Source organism: Acidovorax sp. SUPP2825 (assembly GCF_030158995.1).
Taxonomy (GTDB): Bacteria; Pseudomonadota; Gammaproteobacteria; order Burkholderiales; family Burkholderiaceae_C; genus Paracidovorax.
Window position 1 is genome coordinate 1 of record NZ_BQXK01000008.1, and the last position, 22,624, is coordinate 22,624.

Here is a 22,624-nt window from a genome sequence, read left to right on the forward strand (position 1 = left end):
CGGGCCTGCAAGGCCCCTCATGCACCCAGGCGCAGACCGCTGCTGGGCCTCATCACGCTCAAACGGCTACTGGCGCCCACTCCTCCCTATTCGGATTCGTCAAACATGGGGTTGTGAGAGGCTCCCTTCAGAACCTTGAGACCGGCTTGCCCTGCATCGAGGTTGAATGCCAATACATCGTCCCCTCGCATAGCCATATTTCGATGGTCTTTCCAGCGAAGACGCCTGATTCCAAGCTTGTAGGGGGTGTTCTCATGGATGAAAGTCGTGCAAAGGATTTCACCCAGGTCGCCTGACTTGATTTGCTTGGTGGTCGGCAACTTCTCGGCAACGTACGCTGCGACCTCTGTGCGCCCCAACCGCGCAAGAAGCTGAGCCAGGCGCCCCGGCATAACATAGTGGTCAGGTACGACCTTTGCGATGATGTCTACTGCGGCCTTCAGCTTTGCAGGGTCAGCCGTCAAAACCTGTAATTTGTGGTTTGCCGCAGGTATATCTACTTGAGCGCACCACTCGGCGAATCGAGTCATTCGAAGCCTCCTCATTAACCTCAATATTTCCTATAGTCTAGAGGCTGGAACCGAATTTTCGCTCATTCCTACTTCATCTACCGCTCAATTTCGATTCAATGAATCGCCTCGGCTTTTGAGGAGGCTCAGCACTCTGAGAGGACTGAGCCATGAGCAAGTCGAACAAATGCTCACCCGAGGTACGTGAGCGCGCGGTGACGATGGTGCAGGAGCACCGTGGGGAGTACTCATCATTGTGGGCGGCCATCGAGTCAATCGCCCCGAAGATGGGCAGCGTGCCGCAGACACTGCACGAATGGGTCAAGCGCGTGGAGGTCGACACAGGTGAAACCATCAACGGCCTGTACAAGGCCAAGCTCATTCATCGCCGAGCACCGTGGAAAACGAAGGAGGCCGTGGAGCTCGCAACGCTCGAATGGTGTCGTGGTTCAACCACCATCGCCTGCTCTAATCCATCGGGTATATCCCGCCAGCAGAAGCCGAGGCAAACTACTACCTGCAACCCGTCGGCCAGGCCACCGCAGTGGCGGCCTCAATTGAACCAAACAGCCTCCGAGAATCCCGGTTCGATTTAAAATTCCCCCGTGTGAACGTGCTGACTGAACTCCGAATTTTGAACTGCTTTAGAACTTTTCTCTAAAAAAGCAGCTTAAAAACCTACGGCACTTTGGTGAGGCGGAGCCCAGCCATCCTGCAGCTTTAGCGCTGCAAGTAGCCTTCAGACCCATCCCCAATACGGCACTTCGGAGCCGGCGTCACCCGTCAGCCTTTCGTCTCAGGGTGCTCACTTCGCCGCCCTGCCTGGTATTTCAAGACGTCCCCACAGTCCCAGGTATCCCTCAATTGCTGCCGTCACTTAACCCGACCAATTGAGCGGCACACGCTGTTTTAAACGTCTGCCCTTGGTATAGGCATTCAAGTTTTAGCCTTCCTCGCGTTGGCGCTCAAACAGCGACGCGTATCAATTGCTGAGAACTTGGAAGTATCGAGAAAATGGCTTCCACACATCGAAGTGTTCAACTTATGCACCGTTGTATAAAACGAGGCGATTGAAGCTACGCCACTTCTGTCGCTACAACCAAGTTCAAGGGTAGACACGTCGTTTTGCCAGAAGCTCTCGCAATTGAAAGCCACTTCGGACGAACTATATAAAACGCGTTTCTAGACGAGTCACCACAAACTCCCTGGAACGTCAGCGTTCGACTTAGAAATAACGGACATGAAACCAACGACCTTCAAAACCGTAGTTTTATCAATGTCGAAAATTTCCTTTGAAATCAATCACCTACAAAGTTTTCGTTATTCCATAACGGAGCCTCATAACGTGAGCTGGGGTCAGCAAAAAGTCGGATGGGGGCGCCCATACAAACCCATGTCTTTCACTTACTCTCAACTGATGCAACGCCATCGCGATGCACTTGCAGCCGACTCTTCCAAGGAGAGCCTTATACAAATTGAACGGAACCATCGTTCTGCGCTCACCGGCTTTCTCAAATTTCTGGGCAAGCATGAAACATCAAATGTAGGCCTGGAGCTGACGACTGACTTCGCGCCAACAGTGAGCAAATACCTTTCCTCTCTTGAAAGCATTTCCGAGCGCACCAAAAGCGACCGACGTAGCTTGCTCAATGCATGGAGAAATACATTCGTGGTCCTCGGTGATTCCGTGGACACCCCAGTACGAGGCCGCGAAGTCCGCTCGCAGAGTTCACCAGCGGCAATCTCCACACCCTTCCATGAGCGCCTGCGCGAAGCACTTGACGCTAGTGGCTACCGGGCTAAGGCGGCAGCCCTAGCATCGAAAACTTCCGCGTCGGCCATCAGTCGCTGGATGCGAGGTGCCCACCCAAGCAAACGTTCACTCCCGAATCTCCATAAGCTTGAGAAGCTATTGTCCGTTCCAGAGGGAGAACTCTTCGCATTAGCCTCCGAGGGCATCAAGAGGAAAGTCCATATCCCCACCGACCCTTTTCGCAAACGCCTTGCGGAACTGGTTAAAGAGAAGTACCGCCTCAAAATATCAGAAGTTACTCCGAAATTTAGAGAGCAATGGCTCAGCTTATTTCGGTATAAAACGTCTGCAACGGCACCCAGAGGCCTCAACCGGCATACAAAAGCACGATGGTCTTTGACACCTATCGAAAAGTCCACCATAGCCCCTGACGCCTTCAACTCTCAAGGTACATCAGTCTCTGCTGCAGCTAATCAAGCCTGGACACTCGCCTCTCGTTTTTTCGGTTTTCTTCAGCTGCATATAGACCGCGGCGGTTATGGCCTAGCAGAAGAAGATGCACAAAATCTGGCTTGGCTTGCTGTACCTGATGCCATAGAGCGTTTTCTCGAGTTCGTGACAGAACGGTCTGATGGCCTGAAGCATGGGGGACATCGGCAATTTTGTAGTTTGGTCAGTACCATGACCCATGGTAAGCATGGCTACCTTAGCCAACAACCTGCGTTCTCATCAACTCTACCCAATGAGGTACTAGAGGGCTGGAGTTGGACCGAAATGTGCGTCGAGGCAGGTAAATTGGCAGCCGCCTGGAAAGCGGACTCAACGGACCAATCGCGAGATACCAGTGCACCACTCCAGCATTTCTTCGAGCATGAATGCGCACTTGAACCGGTGTTATCCGCAATGTATGAACTTCGCAGGGAAGCTAACAATTCGAGAAATGGCTCCCAAGAAGCCATCCATCGCCGCGACGAGGTTTTGCTGGGACTTCTTGCCTCAAACCCTCTTCGCGCGAAAAACATAATCACCCTCACCTACAACGTTAACAACACCGGCGATGTATACAAGGATGCAGCAGGGGCATGGCGAGTCAGAATCTCCGGTGGCATGTTTAAGAACAAGAATCGGGTTGCTAAAGATACATACGATGTCGCAGTAGCTACCTGGTTGACCCCCCTATTTGACGACTACATTCGAGAATTCCGACCGCGACTCTTGAAAGACGGCCTGAAATCAGGTTACTTCTTCTTATCGAAACACGGAAAGCGCTTTGACTCAATGAATCGGCGGGTCTTAAAAGTAACGCGCAAACACATACCTGATAGCGGGGGAGTTTCTCCTCATGCCTTTCGCCATCTGGTTGCGACCGACTGGCTGAATGCTCATCCGAATGATTTCGCCACGGTCGCTTTGTTGCTCAACGACACCATCAGTGTCGTGATGGACAACTACGCGCACCTTAAAAAAGACATCGCATTCAACAAGTACTCGGACTACCTTGCGGGAGTCAAAAAATCAAAGAACCTCTAACGGCCTATCAGTCATTAGGCTTGGTTGAAAAAGACGGAGGGCCCAGTAAAAAACTGGGCCCTCCTCTCAGTACCAGCCGCACCGCCTGAGGTGTCTGAACGCCTTCACGCACCATGTGCGAAAAGAACGCCTCCATCTTGATAAGCTCCATTGGAATCTGTCGAAGTCGCTGGAGAATTCAGCTTCGCATAGGACGCTCGACGCCGATGGTGAGGCCCGGGACTCCAGTGTCATTCGCTTCACCAGTTCGTCCGGTGGACAGAGCTTTGTCAGCGTCGCGATGTCCGCTTCTGCCTCGGCATGTTCAATGATGGAACGCTGGCGTGCATTTGGCTCAAAACGGGTCAACATCACCCACTCTCCACAAGTTGTAGAACCGCAGCGACGTCTCTGCCGCCCACAACCTCAGTCCCGCTCGTATTTCAAGCGCCGGCCGCCAACCTCCAGTTGGCGGGTGATTCTGCGGCGTCCCACGCTGACGGTAAATTCACCTGGCAGTTGCGTTGACCTCCCCTCGTTGTACGCTTGCGCCGCCCTGCTGGGCCCGGCATCAATCCCGAGCTTCTCAAATGCTTCCGCTGCCAGTGTTTCAAGGCTGCCTGCCGGTATCAGGACGCCCGTCACGACACTTCTGCGTGTGCGCGCGTACACACCTGTGCCAATTCGCCAGAGCACGCCCTCGGCGCACAGCGAGCCTAAAGCCCTACTGACAGCGGACGCACTGCCCATATGGGTGAACTCACGCCTCAGGAAGACCACACTTCCCTCGCTTTGCGTCACATACCGAATGCGAGCTTTGACGGACGCGGTCATCGTCACACCTTTCCAGCCAATACACTCAAATCCACGGTTCGTGTCTTGAATAAGGGCGGCGCAGCGCCTGCCTCGCTGGCTCGAGATGCTTATGCGTCAGACCCCCTTGCCCTTCGCACAAAACGGCGCGGCCAGTCTGGCTTAGTAAAGAGTCAATGAGGCTCTCACCGCTGTAGATATCGTCCAGCACCAGTACGGGCTCACCGGCATGATGCTTTTCGAGCCACTCTTCGATGACTTGCAAACGTGAGTCGCCCAAGCCCCCGAAAGCGCCCCAGTGGTCATGCAAACTCGAACCGACGCACGACAACCCGCTGCGGTTGAACAAGTCCACAAAATGGTGCTGTTGCAACAGTAAAAGCCAACTGGTCGTCAACACGACGGCCGGCGTGAACTCGTCCACCAGCTGATTCAACACGCCGATGGACTTCTTGGAAAACAATCTATCGTAGAGTTCAGGAGAGGCGCGCTCCGGGTTGTACAGAGCATCGAACACATGCGAACTGCCATACGGGTGATTCGTACACAGCACGTCGTCTATGTCCAAAAAGATGATAGGCCGAAGCGTAGGTTGGGTCATGGCTTGCGCGTGCTTAGCGGACGATGAAATGTGTACAGGAAATTTCGACCAGACTTTTGAATGGATGCTTCCAACGTGCCACCGGGCCCCAAGTCCACTCACGACCGACCCCGCGCGCGCCACGTTCTGCGGTCAATTTCGCTCACGAGCCGCGGCAAGGGACAGTGCTGTATCTAGAGAGGTGAAACGGAAGTGCAGAAAAAAGTAAGCGCACATCTCAGCCAAGACGTCACCCACACTTTTTTCTCGAAATGACAGGGGCACATCCACCGCCAAGGTCGCCGCGTCGTCGGTGAATCTCAGCACTGCGCGCCACGTTCTTGCATCCACTTCAATCAAACCACCACGCGCATTGACGCCCCAGTCAGGGGGAAGGCCGAGCTTCACCCTCAACCACTTTGTCGCAGCCAGGCACGGCACAACGTGCGCTGCGTCATCCCCAAGGGCGGTCCATAGCAGCAGCAGATGCGGCTCCTCGGGCGGCGTTTCGAAGTCCACGCGGACGATGCTGGCCCACAGCTCGGCACAGTCCCATTCCACCGCACCAACGACGGCGTTCTCTTCAAACGCAATAGGGAGAATCGCGGCGCTCACGCGCTCTCCTGAATGCCCCTCGACTTCAATGAGCATGCGCAAGTTGGAGGGGTCGAGGTCGTCATCGGATAGCTGGGGGGAACTCGAGGGAGCTTTTTTTGCATTCATACCCCTGACTGTCTCTCGGGAGAACGTAAAGGCACAAGCCTATGAACATGAAGTTCCGCTTCATGCTGAGACGCTATTTCTTGCTGGTTGCTACACGTCATAGCAGCAATCCGCTGCGCCTCCAGCTTGAAACTTATGAGCAACCACAGGACATCTTTTGATAATCAAACCCCACCGGACCATCACGACAACGCCCTCCTCCGCTTGCTTGTGGAAGAGTCCATTCGACGCGGAGAGACCCTACAGTCGCTTGCTGAATACTTAGGCGTCACATATTCACGTCTAACGCAGTGGCGGCGAGGAGAGGCGCGCATAAAGAATGCGAACCGAAGCGTGTTAGCTCAAGCAGCGCTGTACTTAAAAATTCCGGTGGTCGTGGCCTTCGTTCTGGCGGGCGTGATTACGTTTCCCGACTTTTATTGGCCAAGCGAAGAGCATATCGACCACAAACTTGTAAGAGTGCTTGAAGACATGCGGCAAGACCCATTGGTGGCTGGTTTGGTACCTGCGGAAATGGCCTCAGCTTCACCTGCCTTGCGTGTATTCGTTGCGTTTCTTTATTCTGAGCTACGCCACTTGCAAAACACGCCCTCGGGGTCTCAAGCATGGCTGTCCTTGCTTTCAAATGCAAAGACGGCCAGTGAAGATACGTTAAGAACCTCAACTGAGAGCACAAACGTCCCGAGAGGGTCTAGAGGAATTTCTTAGCATCGTCTTATACGACATCCCAATCATCTGGGGTGCCATCTTTTCAGGACTCACGACTAGCATTTCGTTCGACGCACGTCCGGCCCGAGGACAAAGGTGCCGTTCGCCCCGCGCGACGGACCGGTGAGTGAGAGCCCTCCTGCAGACTTGCTGGGTGTGGGAAGGGTCGAAAGACGGGAACGGGCGCTGTCCGAGGCGCTGATGTTTGTGTGAGATGACTAAGTTGGGAGATGTTGTCCGAGCTGATGTCGAACCTGCCGTTCGGGGCGAGAGCAGCACGGCTCCGCCCTGAAAGCCCGTCACGGAGACTATTTGGTCGAGAATTGTGTTTCCGTGATTCACGATTTTTTGATTCAAACCCCCGGCCCTTCTGGACCGGGGGTTTATTTCAAGAGCAAGGGACCACGGGGTGTCAGTCGAGTGTTCAAAGGCGCAATCGCAGACGCAGAGGCACCTGGCGTAGGGAGCGTCTTCACTATTCTCTATCCTACGAGAGTCCAAACCAAAGCTCAGACGTTGGTCCACCCAATCCAAGGTGAAAGTCGCTGCCAAACCAAGTCTGCCAGCTCACGACCTCGGGCGTTGACCGCATCAAGGTTCCATTCGCCCTTTACATTGCCAATGGCATGAACGTGTGGCAAATACTGGCCTGCATACAGGTTTCCGGCCACCTCGGTGACATCGATGCCGGCATCGGCCATCGTCTTCAGGATGGTCTTTGCTTCGTTCTCGGTCTTCGCCGACAGCGCAGCAAACAGTGAACGCTTCTGGTCCCAAGGACGGTCGCTGAGCGATGAGTTGCAGCGGGTTGGCACCAAAGTCAAGTTGCCCAGGCGTTCGAACTCTTCGTCTTGGTACAGGTCCTGTGACCAGCCCTTGGCCTTCGAGCGTGGGGCGATATGCTCAATTGACGTGAATTGGTCACCAACCCAAGCATCGAGAGTCAATGTCGGGTTGCTTCCTGCCTTCCCGCGAGTGAGATGGCCGTCTGCACCCTCCACAACATCGTGGAAAGCCAGGAGCAGAACGAATCTCGCCAACGTTGTGTTGACTTCCCAAAGTGGTTGCGCGACCGTCTTCTCAATCCACTCCGCCTTCCCAGCAATGTTGGCTCCGTGCTTCTTGCTCTTTCTGTCCGCCTGCAACCGCGATACCAACGCAGCCTGCACGGCCTGAACTGTCGGGAGTGGCCCATCTGCTCGTTTGCCGCGGGCAAGCGCAGGCACGCCGTGTTCAAGCGAGCCTTCGCTCATCAGAGACCGATAGACCTCGTCGATGCGGTCAGTGGTGCTGCGCGATGAGCGCCAGAGAACAGTGAACGCTGTGACGGCCTGTACCACCTCACAAAAGGTGTTGAGCGCCTTCTTTCGGTCGGCAGCATCCTTCTGCACGCCGACGTCGGCCGCATACTGAGCAAGCAGTGGAGCTGTGATGGTGTGACCAAAGTCCACCAGGAAGCGAAGGCACAGCGCCGCGGGCTCGGGAAGCTGGAGGCCATCTACATTCGGCTTGTCTGAACCATTGACCCATACGCTGTCAAAGAAGCGCGAAAGCTCTGCGAGGTGGCGAATGAACTCTTGCTGTTGCTTGCGGTCGCTGTAGGAGTCAAATGCCTCCCGCATGAAGCGCCGTTGGTCCGCCAAGTTCTTCGAACGCTTTTCTCCGAGCTCGGCCAGCGCGAAGGCAACCAGCAGGTCGGCCGACCGCTTCTGACGCTCGTCAGCACGATTGACCTTGCGGATGTAGTCACCGGCAATCTCCAGCTGCTTCTTTTCCTCCGACGAGTTGTACTTCGTCATGCCTACCGACTGAACAACCTTCGGGACAAAGGTCTCGAGGGCGGTTAGCGGTTGGCCGGTGGTGTTCAAGGCCTCAAAGACGTCAAATGCGAAATCTTCGGTCGTTGCGGTCACAACCACCAGCGTGATGCGCTCCAGGGCGAACTTCGCGAAGAACAGAAGGGAGACCAGGTTGGTCGAGGCGTCCCACCACTTTCTCGAACGTGCATCTTCCGCGCTGGGCTTCTCGCCCGCGTTCGCGGCGGCTTGAGCGAGCAGAAATTGAGGCGAGAGAACGGACTCCAGCGCCGTCTTCATCGAATCTGGGAACTCCTCTCCGAAAAGGGTGTCCTGCTTGTCTTCGTCCTGAACGATACCGAGCAGCTCCGGAAATTCGTCATCACCAGGCAAGTTGCGCAGCTTATCGCGCATCACCTTCAGCATCTTGATGAAGTGCTTGCGCTGCCCCTCGTTGGCGGCTCCGTCCGCTGTTTCCTTCAGGACGTTAGGGAACTTGGCCCAGTTGGGGTCCAGCTGTTCTCGGAAGCGGACAAATTCGAAAAGGAGCCAGGAGATAGGCGAGTTATATGTCGCTTTGTCTGCCTCATAGGACCAGGTATCCACGAAGGCTCGAATCATCTTCGGGAAATGCCTGAACTCGCCCTCGCCGTTATTCTGCCGCTCCGACAGCATCTGGGAAAGCAGGCCACGCATATCGTTCACACGCGTTTCCAGCCACTGGCGGGCGTCGTCACTGTCCTTCGCCTTGCCCTTCTTGAGGTCTGCCCACTGCACCTCGATTTCGAGAAGTAGTGCCAAGCACAGCATCAGCAAAGTCGTCAGGCGTTGCTGGCCGTCAATGACCGACATGACCTGGGTGTACACCTGGTTCTTGACCAAGGGGCTGATGGTCGACTTCTTCGAGTCGTTCATCGCAATGATGGTCCCGATGAACGTGATGGACTCATCGGGGCGCTTTAGCAGCGCGTTCAACCCCTGAATAGTGTCATCGATAAGGCGCTCAACGTTCGTCTTGTCCCAAGCGTAGTCTCGCTGGTAGGGCGGGATGTATAGCCCGCGACCGTTCTTCGACACGAAGTCGTAGAGACCTTCCGACTCAGCGTCGAATATTTTCTGTCCAGGACTTGGCACTCAATTTCCTCCCGTTTTTCGATTTACTTGTGGCAGACGAGGCAGGCTCCGCCGCCCTCGTCCTCAAGATATAGGTCGTCGATGTCAATCGGTTCGATGGGAATGACGCGCAGTGGATTCGGCTTTCGGCGTGAAAGTTCGCGTTGCTTGCGAGTCTCAAAGTCCGCCAAGATTTCCGCCACCCGTTCCGGCTTCTCTAGGTCGGTCAAAGGCTCGCCCTGACTCCAAGTGAACGGAGAGCCATGCTCCAGCGCGTTCTTTTCGTACGCTTTCGCGTCCTCGAACGCATCCGGATGGGTTTCCTTCAGCCTTACCCACTCAACCTTTTGCTGGAAGAAGCAAAACGTACAGCCGCTTCGCGAACGCCAGCTGTAATACTTTGGAAGCCCCAGGCCAGAGCCCTCTAGTAGTTCAAACACCCCCGCCTTGTCGACGCCGTGCTCTCGGAACGGCATGCGAACAATCAAGTTCTCATGCTGGGCGACCATGCCTTCCCGGTGCTCTTCGTCGGCGCGGATGGCAACATAGCTGTAAACCTTGTCTCCCGCATCAAGGGACGGCTTAATCCACTGCTTGAAGGGCTCCAGCTTCAACTTGCGGGTGCACCAGCGAGTCTGCGCTGACGGCAAGTAGCTGTTGTATGTGCGCAGCCAGAAGTCGAAGTCTCGATGAGGATTCAAGTAGTGAATCTTGCGACCGACGAACCCCTCAAGCTGGCCGAGGAACGCGTAGACCTCGGGCAGTTCCTTGCCGGTGTCAGTAAAGAAAAACTCGAGCGGGATTTCTGGGTGGTGCAGGCTCATATACACAGCAAGAGCTGCGCTGTCCTTCCCGCCCGAAAGACCAAGTACGTGTCGTTCAGCCATTCTTACTCCCCTTGCCCCGTTGCTTAACCATCATGGCCCCAGCCTCTGCGAGGGCAGCCAGGATGACCTCTTTGCGCTCGCCTTGCGCATCAGCCAAGAACTGCTTCACAAGACGGTCCACCGCAGGCGTGTCCGTCTCCGAGATGTCGACAAAGCCTGTGGCATCTTGACCGTGGCTGGCACCGAAGACCACACCAATCACCCGGCGGGTCGACGGCCTACCGCGCAGGGGAGCCATCGTCTCCGCCTTGCGGAAGTTCACCGACCAATCTGCCAACTTGGCCATTGCCGCGTCGATGTCTCGGTCGACCCAAACGGCCTGAGGTTTATCCACGGCAAGGCTGATGAGCGCTTCGATGGTCTCGGCAGACTGGTCGTACGTCTCTAATCGAGTCGCGAAGGCATCGAGCTTGAAGTCACCCGTCAGCCCCTTCACGGTGGTCGCGCGCTTTCGCAGCTCCGCGTCCGGCCTGCTCCCATGGTCGAGAGCGTCCAAAGCATGAGCGCGAACACGTGCCAGCATCCGCTGATAGGCGCCAGAAAGCTCGTCGGTGACCTCCTGAACACGGCGGTTCAATATGGTTGGGTCTTGGGCCTCCAATAGCGTCGGCAGGTCGGAGAACAGCACCCGCAGCGGGTCGCTTGCCTTCAGCAACATAGTGCGAACTTGCTGTGCTCTACTGGAGACAGTCAACGTCCGCTTGGTCCATCCCGGCAAGCCAACGACAAGACCTACTAGCCCGCGCGCCACATCTAGTGGAGCAGCTCCAATCTCGATGCTGGAACGGTCAGATATGGTCTTTGCCAAAGCATCAACCAACTTTGCCTTGTCTTTGGAAGCCTCAACGTGCTGGAAGCGAATCCGGCTCGGGTCGAGCGTCCACTCGTCGACGACTGCATCGGTGATGTCCGGAGTGAACACGCCGTTCACGTAAAGAGCCAAGGACGAGCGGTTGGCCAAGAACATCGCCAACGAAATCACGGGCATCACCCCAGCACGCAATCCAAAGGGAGGACGAGCCCAGGCGACGTAAAGCTCCTTCAAGGTCAGCGACTTGCCTTCCGCAAGCAGGTCGCTCTTGGTGCGCCACCACATCGCCTCGAAGGACTGACCGCGAGGGTTGTAGTTTGGGTCACCGAAGCTCCAGCCCTCATCCCCCCGTGGGCGATGCAGGCCCGGTTCGCTCAGGACGGTGAAGTAAAGGCCCGCGTCAGCAGGGAAGCTTTCATAGCCAAGCTTCGGCAGGTGCCCATAGGTCACCATCCGATTCATCAGGTCCTTGCGCGCCTTCTTGGAGTTGCTCGACGGGTCCTCGCGGTTGATTAGCTCGCTGAAGATGAACGGTGCCTTGTCGTAGACGTCCTCAGCGATGTCCGAGGCAATCACGGACAAAACGACAGAGCCTTTGGTGTCCAACGCGGTACCGTGGCTGTACCACTTGGACAGCTCGAAGGCATCTGCGAGTTCCTCTTCAAGCGAAGAACGCACAGCCTCAATACGCCCAACGATTTCCCGACGTGCGACAGAGTCGCCGTGTAGCTCAGGCCGAGTTTTCATAACGCGTTCGGCTGCAGCCAACTCAAGGCTTAACTCGATGATTCGCTCTGAATTATTGGGGGAGCCAAGCAACAGTGTCTCAACCTCGGTGGCCACACTCGCATGCCGCACTCTGTGCTCGGCTGACCGTACAGACTGTCCAGGGGGCGGCAGGCACAGTAGAAATGCACCAGCACTTGCGCCCTTGAGCTCGAAGGTCTCGACGACCTTCTCGACATCTTCCAGGCGAACAATGCCGCGGGTGAACCACCGCATTGTTCCGGTCTTCTGGTAGTGCCGCTTCGCCAAAACTGGCTGCAGGTCGCTGAGGGTGGAGATGCGCTCCAGGTCAGGCTCGCCAATTTCGCCTCGGGCCAGATTGATGGCGCCTTCAATGTCGAAGTCCGAGCCTGCGTAGATGCCCCAAGCACCGAGATGCTTGCGCTCGATGAGGACTTTCCAGTCAGACAGCTCCTCGAGGGCCTTTCTAATTTGCGCCTCATCCACGCTAGGTGTGGACACTGCAAGAACAGACTCTTCCGCCACCAGACCAGACCCGTTGCGGAACATCTCAATCAGGGCGATGGTCTTGGTCAGCTTGACATGGATGTCAGCGCCTTTGGCTTCAGCCCGCTCGACAGCATCAGTACACTGAGCCCAGCGATGCCCGTCCGGCGACGCGGCAATGGCAGGCTCCAGATTAGCGCGAAGGTAGTCCCAGTAGGCCGCCGGGCCATACATTCGGAACCAGTCTGCCCCATAGCCGTCCAGGAACTCCATGAACCCCAAGGGCTCTCTCGACGCAAGAAAGCCGAAGGTGCTGCGCTCGTTTTGTCCAAACCTGCGCCGTGAGATTGGACCAAGCAACGCGGCTGTCACAGGGTGCAGGGGCCAGCATGCCTTCAGCGAGTCCGCTAAGGTCACCGGCGTACCCGGGCGCCGAGTACGAATCGCTGCGGCGATTCTTTCCGCAAACTTGGCTGCCTCCGTCAGAGGCGGAGGGTCCTCGACAGTGATGGCCTTGCCGACCAACTCAATGACTTCGTCTGCCGCCGCAACGAGCGGGATGTCGACAAACCGTCCTTGGACCTTGGCCCACTCATCGCGGGACTGGCGCCCCAGGCGTGAAGCGTAGGCCTCGAAGGCCTGATGCAGGATGCCGACTATGACGAGCTTGCCTCGACAGCGACTAGCGGCTTCCGCGAGCTCTTGGAAGAAATAGATGTCGCCACCCTCCTGAGCTGACGCCTCCAGGAACTTGCCCAGCTCATCAACGACGACAAGCACACCTTGTGGGTGCCGTTCGGCTGCTTCCACCAGCTCGCCGACGACGTCGGGTTGCTTCTTGCGGCTGGGCGTAAGCCCACGGGCCTTGGCCAGGGCTGCGCTGAGCTCCTGAGTGACCTCTGCCCGCCTGCCAACTACAGGCACAACAAGCCAACCATCTCCTTTGGCCTCAAACGCTTTGTGAACTGGACTTCCTTCAGGAAAGCCTAGAAGCTGCTTTGCTTTAGTGCGAACCTTTGTCTGGGCACCAACGAGCGAGCACAGCATCAGGGCCAGAGACGATTTCCCCCCGCCGTACGGGCCTGTCCAGGTGAAAGCGCGTTGACGAGTTTCTGTTATCTGCCGAGCCATACTCTCCAAAAGAGAGCTTGCTGTGCCCTGGCAGATGTAGCCTGAAAGGGCGTCCTCACGGCCGAAGTCGGCGTCAATGCGAACAGACCGAAGAAACTGACGCGAGATAGTGACGACGTCAGAGAGCATCCGCTTTTCGGCGCTGGCAGGAAACTGCTTAAGCATAGGCACTTTCGAGAAGCTTGTATTTGTAGTCGGCCAGACTCTTTAGCGCCATATCCTTGCGGGTCACCTGTCGAATGCCTGCTTGTTCAGTCCATTGAATTTGCCCGTGAGTTAGGTCCTCAAGAGCCATCAGTCGGTCAGCAACCGCGTTTTCATCGAGCTTGAAGACTCGGCCAGGCGAGCCGTAGTCGTGGGCAACGCGGTCAAAGGCCATTACAGCACCCGCATGCGGCATCCGCCCCCAATAGTCGAGCATGGCATAGGCAAAGACGCCGTCCGGCAAAGACCGCTTCGAGCCACGTCGGAACTCGAATGAGCCCTTTGCGTTTTGCTGCATGAGGCCAAGCTCGCCAAGCAACGGCTCACTCATCTCTTCAGGAGAGTCCCCTCCAAGCCGAGGTACGTAACTGCGGATGCAGCACTCGACATCTCTCTTGAGCGTCGCCATTGAAATTCTCAGTTTGTGCTCGGTGACCAAGCCAGACAGAGAATTCACAATAAATTCGCGGTCAAAGACCTGCTGCACAACGTGGTTGAAGAGAAACCACCAAGTCGTTGTCTTCTCGTGCGTGCTCGCCACTTGCCAATGCATCAACCAAGTGGTCGCGGGGTGCTCGCAGTACTCGTCTAGACCGTTCTTTTTATTGAATAGTAGTGAGCCAAGACTCGTGGGAACGTAGCCGCCATCGTCTTCGATAATGCCGCAGGCGGTCGCCCAAAAGCGAATGGACATTGCCATGTTCTTGCCGACGCCGAACCGCACGATGGCTTCTTCGTCGGCGAAGACGGACCGAGGCGCAGGCCCCTCGTACTGAGCAACCGCGTCATATGCCTTGCGCAGCCAGAGCTGTCGCAACGGGAAGGTTTCATGCCCCGAGAACTGAGGCGGGGCTTCGGAAGGTAGCTGAATCATTTGGAGCCTAGTTTAACTGGATGAAGTCGCCAGTCCGGCTGAGCCGACCCTCCACCCCGAGGCGCCACCATGAATAGCGTATGCCTATCAATTGGCGCCTATCATTCGCAAAATGCATTGACCTTTGACCCGTGTTGGCGTTTTGATACTGTACAAAAAATCAGTATCCCCTCAAACGTGCCCCATGTGCAAGCTGCAGTGGCAAAGAGCGTGTGAAAGCAACGAAGTTCGCCAGAGGCCCATACGGATACTGATGATGCTGGTCACCGCCACTGCCACTGCCAGTGTTGACGGGCTAAAAAATATCTTCTAAAGTTGGAGTGACTGACCGGGTTGCTTTGCCTTTTGGGGGCGGGGTGGCAGAAACAGGGCGGTATGAAGTCGAGTAAGGCGTGGCTGCACCCATTAGGGCGGTCGTGCACACAAAGGCAAACTATGACTATCTCTGATGTCGAGGCGCACTCACGCGCTGTCTCATCCATCCAGGCGCTTTTTTCGAAGCAAATCCCTGGCTCCTCCCCCTACTGCATCGCTGAACGCGCCCTTGATTTGGCGTTCAACGGGACATCCACGCGCGGCTTGGCCTCTGAGGAGGAGATGCTTTCTGAGGCCGAGGAAGTTATCACGCGCCAAGTCCGGGCCAAGCTCCTTGATGAGCCGGCCGCAAGCCCGCCCGCCGCTACTCCTTCGTTTGAGCGTGAGCGCGTTCGCCGCCGCTACTTGGCCTGGCGCGGACCGTTGGCCCCGCGCGTTGCTGGAAATTTTATCCAGGCAGAGTTCTGGCTGACTACAGAAGAGTACAGCGGAGGCGGCCATGTCCAAGTCAGCTGAGCTGGTTTTCGACGAGCCACGACAGATGGCCTTTTTGGCCACACCCACTATGGTGAGAACACTCGTGCCCCCGGGCTGGGCAGGCGTCTATATGCTGCTGCGGCTGGACGCGCCGTTCTACGTTGGCCGGTCAGACAACTGCGTCCAGACGCGCCTTGCCAGTCACCCGTTACTGCCTTTGGCGACCCACGTGGCATGGGAGACCTGTTCGAGCCCCCTTCAGGCGTACCGGCTCGAATCAGCCTGGTTTCACACCCTCCGGCTGACCGCTGAGCTCACCAACCAAATTCACCCAGCCAGACCGGCGGGTATGCCCAACAGTTGCCCCTTCTGCAGCACGGGGGACTGCCAGGCCTGGACGCATCTGATGCGCCGCAGCTTGGAAATCAGTGCTGTGTCCCCGGTGGCCGTTGACCCCACGGCGACGGTCGCAAAAACCTAAGGAATTGAAATGAGCACTACCGCAACCACCACTGCCACTCCCGTCGACATCGCCATGATTCAGACGGGGCAAGCTCTGCTGTCCCTCCGGGACTCAGGTCACAGCCTGCCTACGGCGCTGGGTGAGGTTATTGACAACAGCATCGAGGCCAACGCCAACAACATCTCGGTTTTGCTTGAGCAAAGCGAAGAGCGGGGCAAGAAGCGCGTCCACCGCATCGCCATCCGGGATGACGGTGATGGCATGCCTGCAGAAATCCTGCATCGCTACCTGGTTCTGGGGTATTCCTCCCGCTACATGCGCTCTGACACTATCGGCAAGTACGGCGTCGGAGCAAAGCTCGCTGCGCTCAACTTCGGTCGCCGGATTGATGTCTGGAGCCGCAACCGGGCTGACGCCGAGTGGCTCCATGTCCACTTTGACCTGGACGAGGCACTCGCCGAAGAGTCCTCTGGGAAGTCAGTGGTGCTGAAGGCACCGGTCCCGGCTGAGCCGCCTGCCGACTTGAAGTTGGACTTCCCCAAGGAGACCGGCACTGTGGTGCTGTGGTCCAACGTAGACCGACTCGAAGAAGGTCGCGCAGCACGCGACTTCAATGAGCTCCGACAGGAGCTTGAGAAAGAACTGTCCCGCATCTTCCGACACTTCCTGGACGGCGGCATCAAGATTTCCATCAACGACTCACTTCTTGTTCCGCATGACCCGTTGATGCTGTTGGAGCGCACCTGGGCTGACACGGTCCTGAACAAGGAGAAAGAGCACAAGCGCGATGACCTAAAGAAGGGTGTCCTGCGGCACTTTGGTGCGACCTCCATTGGAGAGGACACGGTCAAGGTGGGGCAACACACGGCCCGCATGCGTGTAACCCTATACCCCAAGGAGGTCTTGCGGCGTCGTGGATTGGGCGGCGACACGTTGGCTAAGGCCCTGCGTATTCCCGAAAACGAGGGCGCATTGAGCTTTGTGCGGAAGAACCGTGAGGTTGCTTACTCCAACGTGCCGCGCATCCTGCCGGGTGGCGTCCAGGAGATGGACCGCTTCATCGGAATTGAGGTCTCCTTCGACCCCGAATTAGACGACTACTTCGGAATCCGCAACGTCAAGCGCGGCGTTGAGCCGCACGGCGAGCTGCGGGACAAGTTGCGCGAGCTCCTCAAGAAACACATTCCGACGGCCCGCAAGCTCATTGACGAAACCTGGGGTGAGGCTGCACGTGAGCAACACGAGGCTTCGGGTGAGCACGGCTCCATCCTCGATGCCGTAAAGGAAGTCGATGCGGTCATGCCCAAGCCGCGGGTAGAGCCACAGCAGGACGCGCCGTCGGCTGACGATGCATTAAGGGAACTGGCTGAAGACGCAGGCTTCACAAAAGGTGAAGAGCAGCAAAAGTACATCGAGGACAAGAAGAAGCTTCCTTTCGTCATCGAGTCCGTGAGCTTCCCAGGCAATATCTTTGTGAGTACCACGCACGTGGCGGACCAGGTCATCATCCGGCTCAACACGCGTCACCCGTTCTACCGCGAGATGTGGGAGCCGCTCAAGGCCATCTCTCAGCGAGACCCCGGCACTGTATCTGGCGAGGAAGCCGTGAAGGCCGCTCGGCGCAGCATCGAGGCCATGTCACTGCTGTTGGTTGCCTACGGGAAGGCGGAGTCTATGCACCCGAACCCTGTGGAGCAGTATGGTGACCTGACCCAGTACTGGGGCCAGTTCCTGGGCACGTTGCTGAACAAGGTCAAGAACGTCCTCTAGTTCAACTGTATCCAGTGTCGGGCGCGACGGCTCCACCGACACTGGACTTCACGAAAGATGGGCCACCGGGGAACTTTGTGTCAGCACCTGTTGCGACAGCGACCTCGACCCAGGCCAGAGTGCGTCAGGGGTAGAAGGCGCTCTGGGTTATCGCAGGCGTTCCGGGCAGTTTCTACTGCAACAGGCTTAAGCCGGGCGCGAATCTCGGCAAGTGCTCTCTCGCGTGCGTCGTCGCATGTGAATGTTTGGTTGGCGAGTTCGGCATCTGCCATCTCTCTGAGTCGCAACGCCACTGACCGACGGAGGTCAAGCTGCGCCAAAGACTTCAGCAGACGCGCTTCCTCGTCATGGGAAATGCGGCTGGAACGATTGGCGCGACTCGCAGCGCTCACGGGACTCTTAACAAACTGACGGCGCCACACGGGCAACGCCATGTTGCCAATGGATACGAAAGGCACGGTGTCGCGGACCACCGTCGCCGCTGTCTCGGCATCGCGCCGTGCGATGACATAACTCTGGGCTTCCTCGCGGTTGTGACAGGAGATGCGGAGTCGGTTAAGTCCGTTTTCTCGGATATGGACGAACCGCCTATCGTTCAACTGTTTAGCGCATAGCGTCAGATGCTGTAAGCGGAGTTCCGCCATGTATGCATTGGCTCCATCGAATTTATTGAACGGGAAAAGTATGGTCAGGTCGTCGCGGTTTTCGACACTGACGCGATACCGACTTTGGTTTGTGATGTACGCCATTGGAAGGTGCTCTATTTTATTAGGGAAATTCGTCTAGCAAGCAGATTTATTTACCCATTACCTTAATCTTTAAAAAATTCGGCGACCGACAACGAAATGGCGATGTCACAGTCAAAATCTAATTCTTCCCTCCCAGAAAATATTTTTATGTTTACCGCATCTCCTCTGCCGAATGCGACGACTTTAAAAACGAACAGGACCAACGCCCGGTTGCCAAGACTTCGCAGAGATAACGGGAAATCTAATCCGAGAGAAGTGCTCAAACATAATTTCCAACGGTAGACCGGACCCGTAACCGTCCGTCACTTCGCCATCTCCGCTCGCATGTCCAAGAAACCGCTTCAGATACTTCGAGGGAAATTGAGATTGCTCCAAAAAATCCTTCATGTTATGCCGAAACGAATAGAGCACTTTGCGTTTATCCGTGATGCCGATATGAACTTTGTACCGCCCAAAAAATTTGGAAAATGAACCTGACAGCTTCCCGTGCCAGTCCTTTTTGAGACTCGGGAACAACACGACTGAGCCGCGCTCCTTAACCCAATCGACGTAGCGCAACAGGCCGAGGTCAATCAGCTCCTGAGCTACAGGTACAGCGCGAACGGAAGGTGCATTTTTCACAGTACGTTCGTGTGATTTGGGAACGGATGAAGCACCAAAGAGTTCGAGGTCGTCATCGGCGAAGCTGTCCACGATATTAAGGTACCACCGGTCTCCTGGATACCAGCGAATGTCTTCCAGTGTCAGGCCAGCTAACTCCTCAGGCCTCGCACCGGTGTAATACATCAGTATTGGCAACCAGTAACTTGCCTCAGCCGCTTGACCACTTGAACGCTTGTGCTCGACGAAAACCGGTGACCCAAAAATGATGGACAGTTCGCTTTCAGAAAACGGCAGCCGTTTTTTCACGCGCGACTGAACGCCGCTTTCTTTGAATCCCAACGTGTCGGCAGCAGGATTCAATTTCAATTTGTGTTTGCCGACCGCAATTTTATAGATGGCCCGAATTTTAGAAATGCGCTCATTGATGGTGTAGACGGCCAGGCCCCGTGAATGCATCGATTGCACAAATTCAGTCATCTGCACAGGGGTCACATCTCCAGGGTCAACAGTCCCTTGCTCCTTTACGAACCGCTGCAGGTCCCGCCACGGCGTTTGAGAAGCGATGGCCGTTGATTTTGGCCTGTCTGGAACGAACTCTCGCCAGAGCTCAAATATCTCGTCCCAAGCGGGAGAAACGCCGGTGCCAGCTGCTTTGGTATCTCCGACACCCTTCACCACGGACAGCGGATGGGGGGTCTCGGGCGCTACGACATCGGTATGCAGGACACCACCGCTTTGGCGGACAAGCTGATGGTCGAGTGCTTCAACCACCGCACGCGTAAATAGATACCCAGCCCGATTGGCTTCCGCGGGCTCCGGCTCATAGTTCATCCCGCACAAAAACAGAAAGCTATGCAGCGCAGGGAACATGCGGGTGGTCTTCCCCTGCGCAAGTAACCGCCCCAACTCTGCACGCTGGGCAGTCAGTTGAGCACCGAGCTCATCAAAATCTTCATCATCCAGGCCTTCCTGTCGGCGCTTCTCATCGTTGAGGAGGACTTCACGGGCCCAGAACCGCCCTGCACTCTGCAGTTCATCGTCGGTGAGCGTAGCGACGTTGCGCGGCGCCATCGATGCGCTACGGAGGTCACATTGTTGTTTTTTTCTTTCAAACTCTGCGTCGATGCGCTGCAGCTCCACACGAGCACGCACCTTCCCGTCCCGGAGGTCTGACGTGCCCAGGCTGGTAGTGATATGCGTTTGTTTGAGGGGGTACGCCAGGCGAACAGCGTTGGGGATACGACGGCGGACGTACAGCATTCCACGCCGTCCCCGCTCGTAGATATGTTCGGCTACTTTTCTCATGGTCTTTCTCACTGTGTGTGACAGACCGTGTAACAACCGAACTTAGCCCAGAAGCAAAAAATGCCTGATTCCGTTAGGAATCAAGCACTTATAAGCAATTCAAAGAATTTTGGGGTGGCTGATGGGGCTCGAACCCACGACAACAGGAATCACAATCCTGGACTCTACCAACTGAGCTACAGCCACCGCAGACTCAAATTATACCCATAAATCAATCGCTATCTGAAGAAACGCCCATCAATTTTCCAGAACAGGCGCAGCCACCGGGCGAGGCACCTTGAACTGCACCTTGAAACGGTCTTTCAGCACTTCGTAATAGGCCAAGGCTTCTGCAGAACCGGCCGCCTGCGCATACTGCTGGTGCTGTTGACGGCTTGCTGCTTCATCAGGCGCAGGACGTGGCATCAAGCGGTTGACCTTCACCACGGCATAGCCCTGGGCACCCAGGCTAACGCCAGTCCATGAAGGCAAAGCGTCCACATTGGACTGCAGCGCGGCATCGATCACAGGCCGAGGCAGATTCTGCGGCTGGTCTCGAGAGATGGTGAGCGCAGGCGCGAGGCCCGTGGCCGATGCAGGCGCAGCCTTCCAAGCGGCAAGCTTGGCTTCGCCTTCCTTGCGAGCCATTTCCGCAGACTTCTCAGCCACGTACAAATCCTTCACGCGGGCACGAACATCTTGCAGCGGCAATGCACGCGCCGGCGTATACGACGTGATTCGCCCTGCCACCAGGGCGCTGGGCCCGGTTTCGATGGCTTCCGTGTTCCGCTTGTGCTCGAGCGAATCCGGGGAGAACAGCGCTTCCAGGAAGCGCTGATTGGCCAAAGGCCCCTGCGCCCCGGGAGCGGGCGTGCGCGTCACGCCGTTGGCGGTCTGCACCTTGAGCTTGAGCTTGTCTGCGACGGATTGCAAACCGTCTGCCTGTTCGTACACCCCGTTGGTGAAGGCTTCGGCCACCTCCGCAAACTTGCGTTGGGCCTGCTGCTGCTTCAGCTCTGTCTCCAGCGTGGGGCGCAATTGATCGAAGCTGGGTTGCTTGGGTGCCTTGATGTCGGTCAACAAAATGATGTGATAGCCGAAGTCAGACTCCACCACGTTGCTGATCTCGCCCTTCTTCATGGAGAAGGCGGCATCCTCGAACGGTTTGACCATCGCACCGCGGGCGAAGAAATCCAGATCTCCGCCAGAGGCTGCGGAGCCAGTATCTTGCGAGTATTTCTTGGCCAATTCCGCGAACGTGCCAGGGGCCTTGCGAACCTGCTCCAGCAGTTCGGTGGCACGTGCCTTGGCTTTTTCGCGATCGGCAGCAGGGGCATCCTTGCTCGCATTGATCAGGATGTGGCTGGCGCGGCGCTCTTCCTTGCCAGCCAAGCGTTCCAGATTTTGCTTGTAGTAGGTGCGCAGGTCTTCTTCGTTCACGACGATGCTGGACTGCACTGCATTCGTGTCCAGCACCACATACTCGATGTTGGCCTGCTCGGACTGCTGGAAAGATGCTGCGTGCGATGTGTAATAAGCCTCCAGATCGGCATCCGAAGGCGTGACCTTGGTGGCGAAGTCAGCGGCATTGAAGCGCGCGATCTGGATTTCGCGCCGCTGATACAACGCATCCAGCGCCAGCTGAGATTGCGCGTTGCTGCTGAAAGCCGAACCCAGCACACCCGACATCACCTGATTCACGGAGATGTCACGGCGCACATTGGCTTCAAAACCTTCCGGCGTCAGTCCCTGCGCTCCCACGATGGCGCGATAGGCCTCCGCATCCAGCGTGCCATCCGGGCGCCTGAGATTCGCGATGGCGGGAATGCCCTGCAAAGTGCGGGCCAGCTGCGCGTCACTGGCGATCAGGTGCATCTTCTGCGCGGCGGTCTGCAAAACACGATCGCGCACCATCCGCTCCAAGGTCGCATAACGCGCCTGAGGCGTGTCGAGCAGCTTGGCATCCACCGTGGGAGATTGCGCGCGAATGCGGTCCGTTTCAGCGCGGTGGGCGTTGTCCCATTCGTCCTGCGTGATGTCGTGGCCATCGACGCGTGCGACCACCGGGCTCTTGCTGGAGAAGTAGCTGCGGTCGATGCCGACAAGGACAAAAGACGGAATGATCAGCAAGAACAGCAAGAACATCACGATCTTGGAGTGCTTGCGGATGGATTCGAACATGTGCGATCTTTCAGTGGCGACAAAAGAAAAGGCGAACTCGCGTTCGCCTTTTTGTTCGGTGGTGGGTGCTGACGGGGTCGAACCGCCGACCTACGCCTTGTAAGGGCGCCGCTCTACCAACTGAGCTAAGCACCCCAC

At 56.6% G+C, this 22,624-nt stretch carries 15 protein-coding genes, 2 tRNA genes and 1 pseudogene; 5 read left to right on the plus strand and 13 right to left on the minus strand.

Annotated features, from left to right (window positions below):
* Nucleotides 1–86 precede the first annotated feature (86 nt).
* Nucleotides 87–530, minus strand: coding sequence for a Hachiman antiphage defense system protein HamA (locus tag AVAK2825_RS11710; RefSeq protein ID WP_284398417.1), 444 nt, complete (start codon nucleotides 528–530; stop codon nucleotides 87–89).
* Nucleotides 531–856: 326 nt separating this feature from the next.
* Here AVAK2825_RS11710 and AVAK2825_RS11720 point away from each other — a divergent pair.
* Nucleotides 857–978 (plus strand): annotated as a pseudogene (locus tag AVAK2825_RS11720) (IS3 family transposase); the annotation flags it as partial.
* A gap of 771 nt (nucleotides 979–1,749) precedes the next feature.
* Complete coding sequence (locus AVAK2825_RS11725) at nucleotides 1,750–3,792, plus strand: hypothetical protein (RefSeq protein ID WP_284398420.1); 2,043 nt, start codon at nucleotides 1,750–1,752, stop codon at nucleotides 3,790–3,792.
* Nucleotides 3,793–4,197: 405 nt separating this feature from the next.
* Here the strand turns inward: AVAK2825_RS11725 and AVAK2825_RS11730 are convergent, their stop codons facing one another.
* The 3 genes from AVAK2825_RS11730 to AVAK2825_RS11740 all read right to left on the minus strand — a co-directional run bounded on the left by AVAK2825_RS11730 (nucleotide 4,198) and on the right by AVAK2825_RS11740 (nucleotide 5,815).
* A complete protein-coding gene (locus AVAK2825_RS11730) occupies nucleotides 4,198–4,605 on the minus strand; it encodes a DUF6088 family protein (protein WP_284398423.1) in 408 nt (135 codons plus the stop codon).
* A 25-nt stretch (nucleotides 4,606–4,630) separates the two neighbouring features.
* Nucleotides 4,631–5,185, minus strand: a complete 555-nt coding sequence (locus AVAK2825_RS11735; RefSeq protein ID WP_284398426.1) for an HAD domain-containing protein — start codon at nucleotides 5,183–5,185, stop codon at nucleotides 4,631–4,633.
* 132 nt (nucleotides 5,186–5,317) lie between these two features.
* On the minus strand, nucleotides 5,318–5,815 hold the full coding sequence (locus tag AVAK2825_RS11740; protein WP_284398429.1) for a hypothetical protein: 498 nt from the start codon (nucleotides 5,813–5,815) through the stop codon (nucleotides 5,318–5,320).
* A 405-nt stretch (nucleotides 5,816–6,220) separates the two neighbouring features.
* Between AVAK2825_RS11740 and AVAK2825_RS11745 the strand changes: the two genes are divergently transcribed.
* Complete coding sequence (locus AVAK2825_RS11745; protein ID WP_284398431.1) at nucleotides 6,221–6,595, plus strand: hypothetical protein; 375 nt, start codon at nucleotides 6,221–6,223, stop codon at nucleotides 6,593–6,595.
* Nucleotides 6,596–7,104: 509 nt separating this feature from the next.
* On the opposite strand, the gene AVAK2825_RS11750 is transcribed toward AVAK2825_RS11745, so the two are convergent.
* From AVAK2825_RS11750 to AVAK2825_RS11765, 4 genes are read right to left on the minus strand one after another with little or no spacing between them, the layout of a single operon-like run.
* Nucleotides 7,105–9,525 (minus strand): DUF262 domain-containing HNH endonuclease family protein, encoded by a 2,421-nt coding sequence (locus AVAK2825_RS11750; protein WP_284398433.1) that lies wholly within the window; start codon nucleotides 9,523–9,525, stop codon nucleotides 7,105–7,107.
* Between the two features lie 23 nt (nucleotides 9,526–9,548).
* On the minus strand, nucleotides 9,549–10,391 hold the full coding sequence (locus AVAK2825_RS11755) for a phosphoadenosine phosphosulfate reductase domain-containing protein (RefSeq protein ID WP_284398435.1): 843 nt from the start codon (nucleotides 10,389–10,391) through the stop codon (nucleotides 9,549–9,551).
* The gene (locus AVAK2825_RS11760; RefSeq protein ID WP_284398438.1) at nucleotides 10,384–13,731 is read right to left on the minus strand and encodes an ATP-binding protein; all 3,348 of its coding nucleotides are present in this window, start codon (nucleotides 13,729–13,731) and stop codon (nucleotides 10,384–10,386) included. The genes AVAK2825_RS11755 and AVAK2825_RS11760 overlap by 8 nt, the downstream gene beginning before the upstream one ends.
* Complete coding sequence (locus AVAK2825_RS11765; protein ID WP_284398440.1) at nucleotides 13,724–14,644, minus strand: DUF4007 family protein; 921 nt, start codon at nucleotides 14,642–14,644, stop codon at nucleotides 13,724–13,726. The genes AVAK2825_RS11760 and AVAK2825_RS11765 overlap by 8 nt, the downstream gene beginning before the upstream one ends.
* Nucleotides 14,645–15,079: 435 nt before the next feature.
* Between AVAK2825_RS11765 and AVAK2825_RS11770 the strand changes: the two genes are divergently transcribed.
* Both AVAK2825_RS11770 and AVAK2825_RS11775 read left to right on the plus strand, forming a co-directional pair.
* Nucleotides 15,080–15,475 carry a hypothetical protein gene (locus AVAK2825_RS11770; protein WP_284398443.1) on the plus strand — a complete coding sequence of 132 codons (396 nt, stop codon included), beginning with the start codon at nucleotides 15,080–15,082 and terminating at the stop codon, nucleotides 15,473–15,475.
* Nucleotides 15,476–15,926: 451 nt separating this feature from the next.
* Nucleotides 15,927–17,669, plus strand: a complete 1,743-nt coding sequence (locus AVAK2825_RS11775; protein ID WP_284398451.1) for an ATP-binding protein — start codon at nucleotides 15,927–15,929, stop codon at nucleotides 17,667–17,669.
* Nucleotides 17,670–17,749: 80 nt separating this feature from the next.
* Here the strand turns inward: AVAK2825_RS11775 and AVAK2825_RS11780 are convergent, their stop codons facing one another.
* The 5 genes from AVAK2825_RS11780 to AVAK2825_RS11800 all read right to left on the minus strand — a co-directional run bounded on the left by AVAK2825_RS11780 (nucleotide 17,750) and on the right by AVAK2825_RS11800 (nucleotide 22,621).
* Entirely contained in the window at nucleotides 17,750–18,418 is a 669-nt protein-coding gene (locus tag AVAK2825_RS11780; RefSeq protein ID WP_284398454.1) for a hypothetical protein, read from the minus strand.
* 183 nt (nucleotides 18,419–18,601) lie between these two features.
* Entirely contained in the window at nucleotides 18,602–20,326 is a 1,725-nt protein-coding gene (locus AVAK2825_RS11785; RefSeq protein WP_284398457.1) for a DUF6538 domain-containing protein, read from the minus strand.
* Nucleotides 20,327–20,436: 110 nt separating this feature from the next.
* A tRNA-His gene (locus AVAK2825_RS11790) sits at nucleotides 20,437–20,512 on the minus strand.
* A 51-nt stretch (nucleotides 20,513–20,563) separates the two neighbouring features.
* Nucleotides 20,564–22,486 carry a SurA N-terminal domain-containing protein gene (locus AVAK2825_RS11795; RefSeq protein WP_284398459.1) on the minus strand — a complete coding sequence of 641 codons (1,923 nt, stop codon included), beginning with the start codon at nucleotides 22,484–22,486 and terminating at the stop codon, nucleotides 20,564–20,566.
* Between the two features lie 59 nt (nucleotides 22,487–22,545).
* A tRNA-Val gene (locus tag AVAK2825_RS11800) sits at nucleotides 22,546–22,621 on the minus strand.
* Between the last annotated feature and the right edge of the window lie 3 nt (nucleotides 22,622–22,624).